Annotated in this window: 16 protein-coding genes and 1 pseudogene; 6 read left to right on the top strand and 11 right to left on the bottom strand. The window is 31.9% G+C overall.

Going from position 1 to position 17,348, the window contains the following annotated elements; all coding sequences use genetic code 11:
• Positions 1–3 precede the first annotated feature (3 nt).
• Genes CLU82_RS17180 through CLU82_RS17160 form a run of 5 tightly spaced genes read left to right on the top strand, consistent with a single transcriptional unit; the run spans position 4 to position 5,055 of the window.
• Positions 4–1,908 carry a type II secretion system protein GspD gene (locus tag CLU82_RS17180; protein WP_100844249.1) on the top strand — a complete coding sequence of 635 codons (1,905 nt, stop codon included), beginning with the start codon at positions 4–6 and terminating at the stop codon, positions 1,906–1,908.
• Positions 1,908–3,095: a hypothetical protein gene (locus tag CLU82_RS17175; protein ID WP_100844248.1), complete on the top strand. Its 1,188-nt coding sequence runs from the start codon at positions 1,908–1,910 to the stop codon at positions 3,093–3,095. Before CLU82_RS17180 ends, CLU82_RS17175 begins: the two co-directional genes overlap by 1 nt.
• Positions 3,088–3,612, top strand: a complete 525-nt coding sequence (locus CLU82_RS17170; RefSeq protein ID WP_100844247.1) for a hypothetical protein — start codon at positions 3,088–3,090, stop codon at positions 3,610–3,612. Before CLU82_RS17175 ends, CLU82_RS17170 begins: the two co-directional genes overlap by 8 nt.
• Positions 3,596–4,549 (top strand): hypothetical protein, encoded by a 954-nt coding sequence (locus CLU82_RS17165; RefSeq protein WP_100844246.1) that lies wholly within the window; start codon positions 3,596–3,598, stop codon positions 4,547–4,549. The genes CLU82_RS17170 and CLU82_RS17165 overlap by 17 nt, the downstream gene beginning before the upstream one ends.
• A 2-nt stretch (positions 4,550–4,551) precedes the next feature.
• Entirely contained in the window at positions 4,552–5,055 is a 504-nt protein-coding gene (locus CLU82_RS17160; RefSeq protein ID WP_100844245.1) for a hypothetical protein, read from the top strand.
• 378 nt (positions 5,056–5,433) lie between these two features.
• Here CLU82_RS17160 and CLU82_RS17155 read toward each other — a convergent pair whose 3' ends face one another.
• From CLU82_RS17155 to CLU82_RS17140, 4 genes and pseudogenes are all read right to left on the bottom strand, one after another.
• On the bottom strand, positions 5,434–5,700 hold the full coding sequence (locus CLU82_RS17155; protein ID WP_100844244.1) for a hypothetical protein: 267 nt from the start codon (positions 5,698–5,700) through the stop codon (positions 5,434–5,436).
• A 191-nt stretch (positions 5,701–5,891) separates the two neighbouring features.
• Positions 5,892–6,510, bottom strand: a pseudogene (locus CLU82_RS17150) (IS6 family transposase).
• 265 nt (positions 6,511–6,775) lie between these two features.
• Positions 6,776–7,894 (bottom strand): serine hydrolase, encoded by a 1,119-nt coding sequence (locus tag CLU82_RS17145; protein ID WP_100844243.1) that lies wholly within the window; start codon positions 7,892–7,894, stop codon positions 6,776–6,778.
• Between the two features lie 627 nt (positions 7,895–8,521).
• Positions 8,522–8,974: an Lrp/AsnC family transcriptional regulator gene (locus tag CLU82_RS17140; RefSeq protein ID WP_100844242.1), complete on the bottom strand. Its 453-nt coding sequence runs from the start codon at positions 8,972–8,974 to the stop codon at positions 8,522–8,524.
• A gap of 166 nt (positions 8,975–9,140) precedes the next feature.
• Here CLU82_RS17140 and CLU82_RS17135 point away from each other — a divergent pair, with 166 nt between their 5' ends.
• On the top strand, positions 9,141–10,133 hold the full coding sequence (locus CLU82_RS17135; RefSeq protein ID WP_100844241.1) for a bile acid:sodium symporter family protein: 993 nt from the start codon (positions 9,141–9,143) through the stop codon (positions 10,131–10,133).
• A gap of 538 nt (positions 10,134–10,671) precedes the next feature.
• On the opposite strand, the gene CLU82_RS17130 is transcribed toward CLU82_RS17135, so the two are convergent.
• From CLU82_RS17130 to CLU82_RS17100, 7 genes are all read right to left on the bottom strand, one after another.
• The gene (locus tag CLU82_RS17130) at positions 10,672–11,703 is read right to left on the bottom strand and encodes a methionine synthase (protein ID WP_100844240.1); all 1,032 of its coding nucleotides are present in this window, start codon (positions 11,701–11,703) and stop codon (positions 10,672–10,674) included.
• Positions 11,704–11,729: 26 nt separating this feature from the next.
• Positions 11,730–12,782: a DUF1852 domain-containing protein gene (locus CLU82_RS17125; RefSeq protein ID WP_100844239.1), complete on the bottom strand. Its 1,053-nt coding sequence runs from the start codon at positions 12,780–12,782 to the stop codon at positions 11,730–11,732.
• A gap of 804 nt (positions 12,783–13,586) precedes the next feature.
• Positions 13,587–14,162 carry a DUF4833 domain-containing protein gene (locus CLU82_RS17120; RefSeq protein ID WP_100844238.1) on the bottom strand — a complete coding sequence of 192 codons (576 nt, stop codon included), beginning with the start codon at positions 14,160–14,162 and terminating at the stop codon, positions 13,587–13,589.
• A gap of 17 nt (positions 14,163–14,179) precedes the next feature.
• Entirely contained in the window at positions 14,180–14,611 is a 432-nt protein-coding gene (locus tag CLU82_RS17115; protein WP_100844237.1) for a GtrA family protein, read from the bottom strand.
• Position 14,612: 1 nt separating this feature from the next.
• Positions 14,613–15,299, bottom strand: coding sequence for a CDP-alcohol phosphatidyltransferase family protein (locus CLU82_RS17110; RefSeq protein ID WP_100844236.1), 687 nt, complete (start codon positions 15,297–15,299; stop codon positions 14,613–14,615).
• Between the two features lie 154 nt (positions 15,300–15,453).
• The gene (locus CLU82_RS17105) at positions 15,454–16,260 is read right to left on the bottom strand and encodes a phytanoyl-CoA dioxygenase family protein (protein WP_100844235.1); all 807 of its coding nucleotides are present in this window, start codon (positions 16,258–16,260) and stop codon (positions 15,454–15,456) included.
• Between the two features lie 217 nt (positions 16,261–16,477).
• Positions 16,478–17,266: an SDR family oxidoreductase gene (locus tag CLU82_RS17100; RefSeq protein WP_100844234.1), complete on the bottom strand. Its 789-nt coding sequence runs from the start codon at positions 17,264–17,266 to the stop codon at positions 16,478–16,480.
• Between the last annotated feature and the right edge of the window lie 82 nt (positions 17,267–17,348).

Genomic DNA, 17,348 nt, shown 5'->3' with positions numbered 1-17,348 from the left:
AAAATGCTTAAACAAGTTTTTTACGTACTAGCTGCGTTGCTTTTTTCACATAATATTACAGCTCAGCAAGATATAAATGAATTAAGCAGAAAATTTGACGAATTGTCATTACAAAAAAAAGGGCTAAATGAAACCATCAAAATTGATGTTTCAGGACTAACTTTACACGATTTTATTTCTTCAATAGCTGAAGAACATCAACTAAACATAGATGTTGATGCCGATCTTAATCAGCCAGTAGCGAGTAACTTCTTTGATGTTACGGTAAAAGATGTCTTTATACATCTCGTTCAAAAATATGATTTAGAAGTTTCTTTTATGAATAATATCATTATTTTTAAAAAAAGAAAAATTGTAGTTATTGTCGAAAAAAAACTCGCTAAAATTATTGATGTAAATTACAATTCTCAAAATGATTTTTTATCAATAAAAATAGAAAATGATACTTTATCTGCAGTTGCAAAAGCAATTATCGATAAATCAGGTAAAAACTTACTATTGGCACAAGAAATAAAAAATATTCGAATTTCTTCTTATATTTTAAATCGACCATTTGATCAGGTGATTGAAATGATGACTAAATCAAATGATTTATCAGCAATCAAAGATGAAAACGGTATTTATTTTATACAAAAAAATACAGCAGCTAATGTAAACAATGCAATTACCAATCAAAAAACAAAACAACCTAAAGCAAGCCTTGGGGTACCTGGTTTCTATGAAATTGACACGAACAAGAATGGTTTTTTACATGTAAATGCTTATATCGCAGATGCCTCTGATTTATTAACTGAAGCAGCTGAAAAACTACACATCAATTATTTTCTATACAATAAACCTGAAAATGAAAAAACAACACTTTCAGCAGATAATATTACTTTTGATGAACTATTAGAAAATATTTTTAAAGGAAAAAAATACACCTACAAAAAACAAGATAATCTATATTTAATTGGTGAAGAAGCTACCGAAGGACTAAGAGTAACCGAAATGATTCCTTTAGAAAACAGGTCTATAGAAACAGTAATCAGTACGCTACCAAAAGTATTCACAGAAAAATTAGAAATAAAAGAATTTACAGAATTAAACGCATTAATCGTTTCGGGTTCCAAATCTACACTCAACGAATTAAAAATGTACATCAAGCAAATTGACAAAGTTGTACCAATGGTGCAAATTGAAGTCATTATTGTACAGTATAATAAGTCGTATGATATACAAACAGGTTTGAAAGCTGGTTTGGACAAACTAAATACAGTCCAAACTACTGGTGTTACATATCCTAATGCTGATGTTTCTTTAAACGGATCTTCCATAAATAGTTTAATAGATGCTTTTAATGGTTTTGGTCTTTTTAAATTAGGGAAAGTAACTTCCTCTTTTTACCTTAACCTAAAATTACTCGAAAGCAATTCAGCTTTAAAAATAGAATCAACACCAAAAATTGCAACTATTAGTGGACATGAAGCAAAGTTATCCATTGGCGAAACTAGTTATTATTTTGAACAAAATAACCGGTTAATAAACAATAATATTGGAAGTGATATTTTAAACTCAGGAACTTGGAAATCTACCGATGCAAATTTAACAGTATCCATTAAACCATATGTATCTACAGACGAAAACGTAACATTAACCATTGCTGTAGAAAAGAGTTCTTTCTTAGCTAGAGCTGGTGAAGATGCACCTCCTGGAAAAGCCACTCAAAAATTTGAATCTTTAGTAAGAGTTAAAAATGGAGAAATGATTTTATTAGGTGGTTTAGATGAATTAAAAAAAGAAAACTCAGGTACAGGAACACCAATAATATCAAGAATTCCAATAATAAAATGGTTTTTTAGTAGTAGAAAAAAAGCCAAAAGTGATTCTAAACTTCATATCTTTATCAAACCAACAGTAATTTATTAATGGTCGCAACTCTATCTAAATTTATAAAGATAAACGACTTAAATGTTGTTGGAGTAACCAAAAAAGAAGGTTACGAAATCTATAATTTGCTTACTATAAAAAAGAAAGCAAACAAGATTACTATTGTTTCACAACAAACTTTTGAAACAATAGAAGAATTAACTAAAACAACAGACAAAAAAATCCCTGTTCTTATAGTGGCAGAAGGAAAAGGTGTTTTAAACAAGCAAATTGATTTTGAAAATGAAACCGATGTCAACTGGCAGAAAAACATCGATTATACTACCATTTATTATACCGATTTAAAAGGTTTAAAGTATAATTTCATCAGTTTTTGCAGAAAAAACATTGTTGAAGAAACCATTTTAAAATTTCAAAAAAATGGATTTCAAATTATTGATGTTTATATTGGTTCCTTTTTAGCGGCGTTATTAGGCAATGTTTTAAAAAGAGAAATGCTATTTTCTGCCGATTTACGTTTAGATTTTGAAAATGATAAATTACTAAGTTTTTCAAAACAAAATGAAAATACAAAAACAGAGAACTACAAAATTGGAGAAGATAGTGTTTCAAACACTTTTTTACCACTTTATGGTGCTGTTATTTGTTTTTTTGTCAAACCTAGGGAGGTACGGAAAACGATAAATTCCACTTTAAATATTGAAGAATTAATTTATAAAAAAGCTTTTAACATTTTAGGATTGAGTATGCTTATATTCTTTTTAACTTCATTATTGGCCAGCTATTTTATGATACAATATTATGGAACAAAAAACACAGAGTTAAACCTACAGACAATATACTCAAACCAATCCTATCAATTAATATTAAATTTAGAATCTCAAAAAGAAAAGAAGCTTTCTATATTAAAAGAATCTGGAGTTTTATCATCAAAGTTCCTTACCTATTATGGCTATCAAATTATAAAAACAATTCCAGAAAACATCTCTTTAAACGAAGTAAATATCATTCCATTAAAAGAAGAATATAAAGAAAATAAAAAAGCTGATTTTGATAATAAAACGATTATTATTAAAGGTGAAACGTTTCAGGAATCTTCATTCAATTTCTGGTTAGAAGATTTAAAAAAAATGAATTGGCTACAGCGTTTTGAAATTATAAGTCTTAAAAAAGACAAAAAAAACAAATCAATATTTGAAATAAAAATTACACTTAAAAATGTTTGAGAATTATTCACATAAACAAAAATTTCATGCTTTGATAATAGTCTTTTTCATGCTGTCGATTACTGCATACAAAAGGTCATTTCATACTTTATATGAAGTTATTACCGAATATCACACATTATCAAAGAAGGCAGAAGACATCAATAGAAAAGCAAAAAACACTAATAGCTTAAATAAGGATATTGCCTATTTAGATAAAATAATGGGTAAAGAAGGAGTATCAAAAGAAATGGTACAACAAGGCATTGTAAGTTTTGCTTCTGAAAATTCCAGAGGAATTTCTATTAGTGATTTGAAGCCAATTCATGATTTCCAAGAAGATAATTATCATATTATTACGAACCAATTAGACGTCACTGGAAATAGTAATCAGCTTCTAAAATTAACTTATGATTTTGAAAAAAAATTCGATTTTTCAAGAATAGTAAGTATGAATTTTTATACCGCAAAAAAGAATAATAAATCCGAAGTTTTACATTTAAAAATGATTTTCCAAAATTATGAGAACAATAAATAAACTGATAATAATTGCCTTAGCAATTCTAGCCTATTCATGTGACGATATCCTTGAAGAAGACATTAGCAATGACACTATCCAAGCTATTTCGCCAACAAATGATGCCATAATAGAAAGTAATGTGGTAAACTTTAAATGGAATAGTATTAAGGGAGCTGATAAATATCGCATCCAAGTGTTTGAATCCAATCAGGTCCTATTGCTTGATTCTTTAACGAATAAAACGAATTTAACTTTACCATTAAAAGCCGGAAGCTATATTTGGAGAGTAAGAGGTGAAAATTATGCCTATCAATCAATCTATTCATTCCCATTAAATTTCTCAACAAATATTCCAAATGATTTGACCAATCAGCAAGTAATTTTATCAAGCCCAGAAAATGATAAATTTTTAAACTTCACTAATGTATCCTTAAATTGGGAAACTCTAGATAATGCTACAAGTTATAGTATTAAAATAATCAATACTGCAACAACTCAAGAAATATATACTAAAGCTGATTTAACAGATACATCAATAACACTCAATATAGCCAATTTAGTAGATGGGACGTATGAATGGCGTTTAAAAGCTAAAAATGCAAATAGTGAAACAAAACAGTATTCTGTACGAAAATTTAATATTGACACCACTGCCCCGAATCAACCAAAAAACACATTACCCGCAGATAATTCAACTCAACCAGCCAATTCAAGTATTACTTATACTTGGAACATTGCAACTGATACAGGTAATGCTAAATCTACTATTTCATATGTAATAGAATTTGCCAGTGATATTGACTTCAATTCAATTATACAAACACAGAATAGTAATTCAACAACTCTACAACAAACATTTTCAGCAACTGGTACATATTATTGGAGAGTGAGAGCTATTGACGGAGCTGGAAATATCGGTACAAATAGCACAGGATTTAAGTTCACGGTAAATTAAACATGGCCAAAAAAAAAATAAATATAATTTTACTTCTGGTTGTTTTAGGACTATGGGGAACAGTAGGCTACAGAGCGCTGAATCGTCAATTTTCTGACAGTAATGTCGTTTTTGAAAAACAAAATTCAAAGGATAATGTTACTATAAATCAAATTAACAAAGACACCTTTAAATTAGAAAAAATAAACCGAGATCCTTTTCTTAACAAACAATATAATACTGTCGTTACTACTAGAAGGCCAATTTCAAATTATTTGCCTGTAAAAAAAATCATAACTCCTGTAGTTCAAAAAGCTATACCTAATATTAACTGGCCAACACTGACTTATTACGGATACATTGGATCTAAAGAAAGAAATGAAGAATTGGTTTTACTAAAAATAGATTCAAAACTATGCAAACTAACACTTAATAAACCTATTAATGGTCTAATCGTTAAAAAGAAATACAAAGATTCTATTGAAGTATTTTTTAACTCGCAAACCAAAATTATTAAGTTGAAATAAAAAACTTTCCATAAATTGTATCGAATAAGGATTCATACTGATATTAAATATCTCAATACTATATAATATTTCACACATATTTAACTTTTTAAACCCAACAGGACATTAAACCGCTTTTTATCTAATAACTACTATTTACCTTATAAAAAATCTCAAAAATATGCCAGTTTCTTCAAATCTTGCATAAAATGGTCTGAAATTTGTATCGTAGGGGTCACAATAAAAATCCTTAAACGTGCTGTACATCAGGAGTTTAATGATTTTTTATTTAAATATTTGTACGATTATTGTACGACTGTTTTTTAAAACACCATTTTTCAGTGATTTTAGTCTTTAGCCTTAGAACAAAAATGATAATCGAATCATTGTATTAGTTTATTATTCCATTAACTCATAAATAGAATTTAAACAGTCTTGAATATCTCTAAGCATATTGTAGTCAAGTGAGGTTCTTTCCCACCCTACCCAAGGCTCACTATATTCTTTAAGTTCTAATTTTAACATTTTAACTTCCAGTTTAATTTCTGCAGAAAAATTGTTAGACTTTAAAATTACATCGCATATATTTAATGCCCCGCAATGAACATACCTGTTTTCAGGATAAGAAATAGATTCAATTTTTTTTTGTACTTCTGAATGTGTCATAAATTTTTTATTTATAAATTAATAATGGTCTGCAAGGTCAGAATCAAGAAAGAAATAAAAAAGTACACAAAAAAACCTCTCATTTCTGAAAGGGGTTCTGTCACATCTGTCAGAATCCAATATAAGACTTTAAGTAATTTTAAAGTTAGTCCGCCAATTTTCAGAATGATTTAAACATAGATATTCCTGGTCTAACCCTGATTCTTTCTTAGCATATGTACAACTTCAATTCCGCTCAATGTTCGTCTGGCCGATTCAAAACTTTTAAAACCTAATCCGTTTTTGTATGCGCCACTTGATAAAACGATGATCCTGTTCTACAATATTGTTGAGATATTTACACTGCCGGATTTTAATCTTTGAGAACGAATGCTTGTTATAGACTTTGATAGCGGCAGTATTAGAACCGCTTTTATCAATGTTTATTACTCTTGGCTGGCAGTTATTACTAATTGCTTTAATTAGAAATGACTGAGCGCTCATTCTCTCTCTTTTTCTGGTCAAAAGAAAATCTACTGTATTGCCTAATTTATCTACTGCTCTATATAAATAACATCAAATGCCTTTTACTTTGATATAGGTCTCATCTAATCTCCAGCTCGCCCCCACTCTGCCTTTTCTCTTCTTCATCTCTGACTCAAGCAAAGGTGTAAACTTATAAACCCAGCGCTGAATTTTGGCATAATCCACAAGCACTCCTCTAATTTTCATTATTTCCTCAACATCACGGTAACTAAGTGTAAATCTTAATTTAAAATACACTGCCTGTAGAATGATATATTTTGGATAACAATGACCTTTAGTATTCATTTTTTGATGAGTTTGAAATTATAAAGATAAAGTTATTCCCAAATGCGATAGAACCAGGAAATTTCCTTTTCCCCAAAAAAACACCTTTCAAAAATATGTTTTTTTAATATCCTATCCTTATTAGATTTATCACTGTAGGCCATCATTACCGATTTTATTATCCTGCCTTTCATCTTCCTATAAATAGCGTGACAAGCTTCCCGGTATGATATAAATTGAAGTACCACGCATCGCGTTCTTTACTTACCAAGATATCAGCTAATTCCTACTCAAGTAATATACCTATAATTTGCTCCCACAATGCAAGTAACTGTTCCTCTTTTATAGTATCGGTAAACGTTCCCGTGTTTGTACACAGGACGACGCTGGTATTTTTAGAAGGAAAATAAAAAGCATAGGCTCCGGCTCCGGCTCCACTACCCTCGTGGCCGATTGCCTGCAGGCCACCATTGGATTTATAAAAATGCAGTCCTAAACCATATATGGGCGTACCCTGATAATTAACGGCAACCTTCATTTCTTCCAGCGATATGGGTGATAGTACTGTTTTATCATGGAGCAGCTTGTAGTAAAACCCAGCTATATCCTGAACAGAAGCAACAATACCGTCATCACCAATGAAGGTAAGTACTGTACCCAACTGCAATTCGCTCACATCGGTAAAAGTGCCGTCTATTTCTAGATAGTTAGCCGTTGTGCCTTGTGGAGCAGCAGTGCTTGCCGAGCCCGCGATATAATAGGTGTTGGAAAGTCCAATGCCGTTAATTATTTTGTCGGTAATATACCTTCGATGTCCGTTTGGAGTGACACTATCAATAATAATTGCCAGCAAGTGATAATTTATATTGCAATAACCAAATGACTCGCCGGGTGCAAATTTTGCGGGTTGATCATATACATAGCTCAATACCTGTTCGCTCGTCATAGGCAGTGGCCCTGCAACAAGATCATTTAAAAACTCTTCGCTATCTAAATAATCAGGAAGGCCTGATGTCATATTAAGCAGTTGCCTTACCGTAATGATATTTCCGTTTGGCAGCTTATTACAAATATCAGGAAGATACGTATTTACTTTGGCATCGAGATTGATTTTGCCCTCCTGTTTCAGTTTGAGTACAGCAACTGCGGTAAAGGTTTTTGAAATACTCTGCATATAGTGAAGAGCAGAAGTAGCCATTGGCTTTTCATTAATTACCGCGTTTCCTACAACTAGGGTATAACTCTGGGAAGGTGTTTTTACACTAAGGCTTAGTCCAGGGAAGTTGGACAAAGCTGCTTCAAGTTTTTGCTGTGCCAGCGCTTTTTTATCAGGTGAGGGTTTGGAATCGTCATTGCTACATGAGGTGATAAAAGTAACAACAGCTAGTAATAAAAACTTTTTCATAAAATGTGATCTTAATTATTTGAATGCAAACTTCAGATAAGAAAAACTAGAAAAGGTTTCAAAAGCTTAAAACTATATAAATTGGTACTTATTTGCTAGTGTTCTTATATTCATTTGGTGTCTGACCACTAACTTTTTTGAAGGCTGTATAAAAACTCATTTTTGAAGTATGGAAATGAATATACAATTTACAGATAACTTACAGTCTATTCAGCTATAAGTTACATGAATTAATATTTTGAATCAAGGTAAATAATTATTCTAATCACTTTTATTACAAAATAATTTAAACTAAATGAATTTTTACATCAATCCCAAACAGGACATCCAAACCAAAATATTGAAGACATAATAAGCCATTCATTACGAGTAGTGCGCCAATATCTTCAAATCTTCCATAAATTTTGTTGAAATTTGTCTCATCAAGGTCACAAAACAAATCCCTAAATTATTGATTTTCAATGTTTAGGGATTTTTTATTATGAATTTATATACCACTTAAGTCTTATCAATGGAGTAAATTTAAATACCCAGCCTGAATTAATATTGCCCTTTGGCATTCATTTAATACATTTTTGAAGCTCTAAAGATAATAGTTATCAAATAGATGCGACAGAACCCGCGGACCTATCCATACATGTTTTTTATCTCCGCCATTACAAATGTACTATGGGTGCTGCCTATGCTTTTAACTGCCCCTAATTTATTAAAGACAAAATCCTGATAATGCTTCATATCTTTGGCAGAGACTTTCATCAAAAAATCGTAATCTCCTGCTATATTATAGCATTCCACAATTTCTTCTATTTTCATAATATCATTAACAAACTGATTCCCGATATTTTTATCGTGCTGTTTAAGCTTGATATTACAGAAAACGATGAATCCCCTGTTTAGTTTTTCAGCATCCAGCAGGGCTATATATTTTTTAATATAACCGCTTTTCTCTAATCTTTTTATACGCTCAAAAACAGGAGATGCAGAAAGATTTACCATCTTGGCAAGCTCCTTTACAGTATATTTAGAATTATCGTGAAGTATATTTAATAACTGAAGATCAATATCGTCTATCTGCTCCATAGAATATTTTACTAAAAAAGGTTGAATTAATTCACAAAAAAGAATAATAAACCTCAAATATATTAAAAATAAATACAAAAACCTTATTTTAATTAAACAGAAGATTTAATGACCTGAAAAGCTTATTTTTGCAGTATAAAAATCTAAAATAAACAGTAAGAGCGCTTTGAAAAAGTTATTAGAAGTATTAAGTAAAGCAGGTTTCGACGGTTTCCTGTTAATGATAGCCACCATGATTCTGATGGCTTATTTTTTGCCGGAGCCAGGGATGATTAAAGAACCTGTTTCGTTGGAGGAGATTGCCAATATAGGTGTTTCGTTGATTTTCTTATTTTATGGCTTGCGCCTGAGTGTTGAGAAACTAAAAACTGGGCTTGCCAACTGGAAAATGCACATTGTCGTCCAGTTGACAACCTTTTTGCTTTTTCCGCTCATCGTTTTAGCAATACGCCCCTTATTTATCAACACCGACTTCGAGTTGCTTTGGTTGGGTATATTTTTTCTGGCAGCTTTACCATCCACAGTTTCTTCTTCCGTGGTAATGATTTCCATCGCCAAGGGCAACATTCCCGCAGCTATTTTCAATGCGAGTATTTCTAGTTTGATAGGAGTATTGGTTACGCCGCTCTGGGTCGGGCTGTTCATAGCTTCTGCAACAGGCGATTTTGATATCACTGATATCGTCATAAAGTTGATTCTTCAAGTCTTGTTACCTGTCATTATCGGTATCAGTCTCAACTCCCGTTTTGGCGCCATTGCCGAAAAATATAAGAAACAGCTCAAATATTTTGATCAGGCAATCATCCTTACCATCATTTACACGTCGTTTTGTAAGTCATTCTCCGAACATCTTTTTGAAGGCTTCAGCGCCGTTGAACTTGCTGGACTTGCCACAGGGATGATGACCTTGTTTTTTGTCGTATTCTTTTGTGTTGGACTACTCAGTCGGTTGTTTGGCTTTTCAGATGAAGATCGTATTACTGTCTTATTTTGCGGATCTAAAAAATCATTGGTACACGGCACTGTCATGTCAAAAGTGCTCTTTCAACACAGTACCATCACCGGCATCATATTATTACCACTCATGCTTTACCATGCCTTACAACTGATTGCCGCCAGCATCATCGCTCAGAGTATGGCTCGCCGAAAGGAAGTATAATTTTTATTTGACTCCGCTTGCATACTAAATAAAAAATAGGTCACGCAGATTTTGCTGATTTTAGCAGATTTATTACAGTTAATCCATTTTGAATCTGCAAAATCTGCTTGCTTTTTAATTTTGACACAAGTAACGGATAGTCATAATTTTATTTATGGTCTATATTTATCCTTTTTCTGCAAAGAATGCCAAATTTAGGCAGGGCTAAACGTTCGCCAGAATAAATGATTCAGATGATATTTTGTCAAAGGTATCTTTTTCAATTATCCAATTTTTGAATCAAATTTACTTGTTAGAAGTAAATAATAGTCCATAATCTTCATACTTAATCGTTGTTTATTTTCTCTTATTTTCCAATCTTATTGTTAGAAGACATTTACAGCTGAGAAAGCCCTTTGTTTTTATTTTTGCATAAATAAAAAAAGTTTATTGAAACGAATTTCAATAAACTTTTGCCAATACCATATTATATAATACTTAATGGTGTTTTATTTTACCAACGCTTGTTGACTATATAAACCCAATTAATACATTTGGACTAAATTCCAAGTTCTTTGCGTATAATTTCGGATCCTGCGCTTAAAGCACTTAACTTACATCTAGCTACGTTTCGAGATAACGGAGCCATACCACAGTTTGTCGAAGGGTAAAGATTTTCAATATCTACAAATTCAATAGCTTTACGTAGTGTATTAGCTACTTCTTCAGGTGTTTCGATAGTATTCGTAGCCACATCAATTGCACCAACCATTACTTTTTTACCACGAATAAGTTCCATTAAATTTAAAGGCACATTTGAGTTATGACATTCTAATGACACCACATCAATTTTAGATTTTTGAATTTTAGGAAAAATTTCTTCGTATTGACGCCACTCTGAACCTAATGTCTTTTTCCAGTCATTATTCGCTTGTATTCCATAACCATAGCAAATATGTACTGCCGTTTGGCATTTTAAACCTTCAATGGCTTTTTCTAATGTTGCCATTCCCCAATCATTTACTTCATCAAAGAAAACATTAAACGCAGGCTCATCAAACTGAATAATATCTACTCCTGCATCTTGCAGTTCTCTGGCTTCTTCATTAAGTGCTTTTGCAAATTCCCAAGCCAATTTTTCTCTGCTTTTGTAATGACCATCGTATAATGTATCTACCATAGTCAAGGGGCCAGGTAATGCCCATTTTATAAGCTTATCCGTCTGTTTGCGTAAAAATTTAGCATCTTCCACAAAAACAGGTTTTTGACGTGCAACATCACCTACAACCATAGGAACACTCGCGTCATAACGGTCACGAATTCTCACTGTTTTACGATTTTCAAAATCTACACCCGTTAAATGCTCTATAAAAGTAGTTACGAAATGTTGACGTGTTTGTTCACCATCACAAATGATATCCAAGCCTGCTAATTCTTGTTCTTGCAATGCGATACGTAAAGCATCTTGTTTTCCTTCCAATAACTGATCCCCTTCTAATTTCCAAGGTGACCAAAGTTTTTCGGGTGGTGCAAGCCAAGCAGGTTTAGGTAAACTTCCAACAATTGAGGTTGGTAATAATATCTTCTTCATAATAAATTAGTTTTAAGTTATGTTAATTAAAGTCCAAAATTAGCAGACCACTGCTCAAGAATATCCTTGTAAGGCTTGATAAAATGCTCTTTAGCATATTTACCCTGTTCAACAGCCAGTCGGCTGCGCTCTTCGCGGTCATAATCCACGCGAGTCAGCGAATAATCTTCGTGTTTAAGACTAGGTTGATAGATTTTCCCAGCTATTGAATTAGCATTGTAAATTTCAGGACGGTAAATCTTCTGGAAAGTCTCCATCGTGCTGATTGAGCTTATTAGTCCAAGATCAGTATAATCAGTAAGTAGATCTCCTGAATGATAAAAAGCCATTGGCGCCACGCTGTTCGGAGGCATAAAAAAACGAACTTTTAAGCCCATTTTAGAGAAATATTCATCAGTAAGAGAATACTGATCCTGCTGATACTCAAAACCCAGAACCGGATGTTGGTACTTGGTGCGAGTATACGTTTTGTTGCTCGATACACTTAGGCAAATGATCGGTGACATCTTAAAGTGTTCTTTATAAGTAGCTGAACTTACAAAGCTCTTATAAAGCTTTCCGTGTAAATCACCATAATTTTCAGGAACACAAAAACTAGATTTGTTTTTATTGTACTCGATCAATAAAACACTGAAATCATAATCTCGTACGTAAGAAGAATAATTATTTCCGGCAACTCCATCGATATACTGATTCGTCTTACGGTCAAAAATATTCGTTTTTAAAACTTCAATCATCGGCAGATCGTTAACCCCATTCTTATCATCAATAGTCATCGTTACTGTCATGATTTCAAGTTCTACTAGGTAACGATCACCTTTTGGATTATCCAAATGAGCCAATGCATTGAATCGATTATTAATCATATTTAAGGCATTACGCAAGTTTTGTTGGCGATTTTCTCCTCTAGCCAAATTTGCAAAATTGGTAGTAAGACGTGTTTTACTTGAGGGGTGATAGTTTTCATCTAAACAGGTGCTCTTTAGAGCGAACACAAAATCATTCTTGCTGGTATTCTGGATGTTTTCAATATCTTTCTTTTCATCTATTCTTAAATCTTCTTGTATATTCGCTTTCATTTGATGGCAATATTTAGTTTTTTTACCTTACAAATTTGAAAATAAAAGATGAATTATTTTTATTTATACTTAAAATTAGATAATTATTCTTTTTAAATATATTTTTTAAGATAATTAATCTTTTTAAGAATATAGTAATGAAAAAAACAGATAATTATTCTTTAGAGAACTTAGATATGATTAAATTGGAGTTGTCTAGAGTACTTCAAAATTGGTGTTGCCTCCAAAAGTGCCACAGAAAGTTAAAGCGAATTCAGTTTAAGTTAGCTTAAAAAATCAAATAGATTTTTAGATCAACCCCAACAGGACATCTAAACCAAATTTATAAAACCAAAGAAAGACAGAGACTATATATGGTATGCCAATATCTTCAAATCTTCCATAAAAATTTATAGAAATTTGTCCCGTAGAGGTCACAAAAAAGCTCAATTCATACGAATTGAGCTTTTTTTTCAAAACCATATTAATCTACAAATTAAGTTTTTTTATTTTCGTTTCTTTTTTAAAAAGACATCGAAAACAAGAAAATAACCTGTAAAATAGACATGTTCAATAAAAATAAGAGAAATTTTAATTTAAAGATCGATAACTTAACAGGATTCGAACACCAAGAATACAGCCGAAATTAAGTTTTATATTCTCTTAAACTGTTTTCAATTGCTGTTCGAAAGCAAATAATTTATAAAAAATATTTTGAGCAAAAGTTTTTATAAATACAAACCAGTTGATTTTTTTCTGCCCATTGTAAAAATATTAAATTGTGATGGACAACCTTTGGTATATCCTAGTATATAAGGTATATTATTATAATAACATCCTTTCAGTAATTGTTTTATTTGAGTAAGCATCAATTCCGGTAACTTCGGCATACTTTACATTTGGGAACCAAAAAGAACCTCCTTCAATGCGCACAAATATTTTTTCTACCTGTATTTTTTTCTGATTTACATTTACAAAAACATGATATTTTTGATCTGAATCTATCTTTTTCAAAGTTAAGGGTAACTTTTTATACGATACAAATTGAAACTCAAACTCCTCATTATTTAAAGTTTTACTTTCTATTCCGTAGGCAAATTTGCGTTGTACATAACTAAAATCTTTTTTTTCTCCTTTCTCAGCATATCGAATCCAATACGCTTTTATAGGATTGCTTTTGTCTATTTTTCCATTTTCTTGATAGTTTATGGCATAAATAGCCGTGTTTATATTGGGGTCACGCTGTATGTAAAATAGCATATTATCTACATTTTTAGGCGTTGGAAAATTTAATGGTGATGGATTTTTGGATTGTGCCAATAGATTTCCAGAAATTATATTCACTAAGATCATTATAACGATTAGTGAATTTGTAAAATATTTAAATGGTAATTTATTCATAACGAAATACTTTTATACTAATTTGATTCGATTACATTGTGTTTTTCGCTTACTCTAAAAACCCAATATTTAATCAATGGATAATTAAAGCCATACGAAACAAAACTATCCGTGATTAATCTTCCGATTCTGTAATCGATTTGAAATGATTTTTGCAAAATAAGCGTACCGAATGATTTTAAGGAAATACTCCCCAACACCACCAACGCAAATTTAAAAAGCTGACTATTGATGCGGTTACTACAACCCGATTGATTTTTAAATACCCAAAATTTATTGATGCTAAAATTGATAATGGCACCAACAGTACCAGAGATTAGAATAGAAAAGGTAAAATGCAATTGAAAGACTTCTGTCAATAAAATCATTAAACCATAATCGGTAATACCTCCTGAAAATGCCGCAACTTGTGCTTTTAGAAAAGTAAAAATGGATATTTTATCGAACATATCATTCTTGATTTTTATCTCTTAAATCGCCCAACTTCAAAAGTTTAAAACTATCTATCACATTGATTATTAATAAAACAATAGTAATTAAACCCGCCAAATAGGTAATTGATCCAGGAAATAAAACTTCTAAAATTAAAATGAAAGCAATAATAAATCGAAGTTCTGTTGGGCCTACAAAGCCAGAATCTATACTGTATTCATTTGTAATTTTGAAGCGTAACTGACTGATGATAATAGACCAACCATACAATGCGACAAAAGCAAAGGCTACTATTTGTGTGCCATTTTTAGCATAAATGTAGTAGCCAAAGCCTATAAGTACAATACCAATCCAATCGGAAATAATATCGAGTGCAAAACCATACCAACGGCGTGGAATATTTCTATAATAAGCTAATCTTCCATCTAAAGAATCGCCTAACCAATTTATAACCAAACCGATAATACCCAAAATCAAATACCAATTTGTTAAATAAGTGCCTAAAACAAAAGCTAAAAAAACTAATCCCGAACCAAGTGTACCAATTAAAGTGAGTAAGTTTGGCGAAATGAATTTAGGCACCTTTGGAAGCAAAAATACAATCGTTAACTGTTCTGCACTTTTTAATATATTAGTTCGTTTACGGTCTGAAAATGTTCTTTGTACAATTGCGCTATAATCCGCAAGCTGTGTTTCTTTTTCCATTAGTACCCCAATATTTGCAAACTTGATAGTATAGATAATTCTATTCTTATCATTTTTAGTTTTATTTTTCTTTGCTTATTTTTAAAAAAATCAGTGGTACTTTTTAGCTTACCTGATCTAATCAGATAACTAAATGCAAGAACAAACAGCATCGTTATTTAACAATTCCTGCAAAACGTTGATAGAAAACCGTTGGACTATTCTCGTCCTTAGGAGCATATTTTCCCGCAATAATTGGAATATAAATAACTCTCCTCCTACTGTCTTCGCCACGGATAGATGATTCGGCAACTCTGTGCCACAAACGACCATCGTGAATAGTCAAATCTCCAGCTTCTGGATTGATGGAAATTTCATCAGGATCGGCTTTATTATCTAAAAAGTATTTTTTACGGAAAAGCATCTGATAAATACTTTGCTTGTGCGTACCCGGAATGATTTTAAGTCCACCGTTTTCAGGCTGTAAAGTACTTAAGTGAATACCCACATTTAGCATCGGGTTTAATTTTGCACCATAAAAAATATCTCTCAAACCATCTGTATGCCAGCCCATTTTAGTAAACTTACTTTCTGGTCCATTGATATAATGATTGAAAACCATTCCGTCTTTTTCCTCCGTACCCAATCTTGCGCCTTCTCCTGCCAATGGTAATAAACTATTGAATCTTGGATCAAGTAAAAGACCGCTTAAAGTTTGATGATGTTGATTGATAAAAGCAAAACGTTGTACAATTGGAGATCCGTCTAGATCTTTTCCAAATTTAATAGGAACGCCATTTACTTTTTGAAGGTTATTACCAATCCAGTTTTGCTCCACTTGTTTCGAAGCATCAATGATGGATGAAACAGTTTCTGGATTTATAAATTTTTTGAAATGGATAAAGCCAAATTGGTTAAAAAATTCAATTTGCTCATCAGTTAATTGTCCCGTAAGGGTAAATGTTTTATAAGAAGATACCATGATATATAGATATAATAAATGAAATAAATGTGTTTGTAATTTTATCTGAGATTAGCAACAGCAACAACACACGCACATATTTGCGTGTATTCTGTTTTCAGAAAAATTAAACATATTTATTTTATTATACATATTCTATCGAATTAGTAGATTTTAATACAAATGTAATATAATTTCTCTTTCGCAAAGAAATATTTTTTATTTTTTTTTGAAAAAATTAAATTTTATAAATCCCAGCTGCCGTTTTCTCGATAAATCCCTTTGGTAGTATACGGTTAGCATAAACCGAAATGAGATTTGTAAAACCTGGAATAACTTCTGATTTTTTGTTGAACATGGCTTTTACTGCAATTTTTGCAACTTCATCAGGTTGCATATTGAACTTTTCAGCCATTTTGTTAAGAGGGTTTACACCAGCTCTCGCAGCAAAACCAGTATCAACTGGCCCTGGACTAAAACAGGTTACTGAAATTGAAGTTTTGTTAAGTTCGAAACGCAAGGCGCGAGTAAACGATAAAACAAAAGCCTTTGTCGCTGAATAAACTGCTAGCGTAGGTACAGCTTGGTAGGCCGCAGTACTCGATATATTTAAAATATAAGCTTGTTTTTCTTTTGAAAGTACTGGAACTAATAAATGGGAAAGTTCTACAATTACATTCATATTAAGTTGCATCATGCCAAGCTGATCGGTTAGAGCAGACTGACTAAAATCGCCCCACACCCCGTAACCAGCATTATTAACTAAAAAGCCAACTGGATAATTATTCGTTTTAATCCAATCCGTTACTTTTAGCGACGCACCATTTGTCGAAAGATCAATCGATAAAAAAGGAGCATTGACGCCGTATTTACCTTGAATATCATCAGATAGTGCTTTTAATTCTTCTTCACTTCTTGCAACAAGCAATAGTGGATAACCTTGTTTAGCCAATTCATAAGCAATAGATTTCCCAATGCCTTTGCTGGCGCCAGTTATTAAGGCATACGGTTTAGTTTTTTTGCTCATTTTATTAATTTAATGACCAAATATAAAAAATTAATTGTAAACCGTTGGGTGCATAACATACATAATGGTTACCCTCTGCCTC

This window comes from Flavobacterium sp. 5 (assembly GCF_002813295.1).
GTDB lineage: Bacteria > Bacteroidota > Bacteroidia > Flavobacteriales > Flavobacteriaceae > Flavobacterium.
Note: the sequence above shows the minus strand (reverse complement) of the source record. Positions and strands in the feature narration are given on the sequence as shown.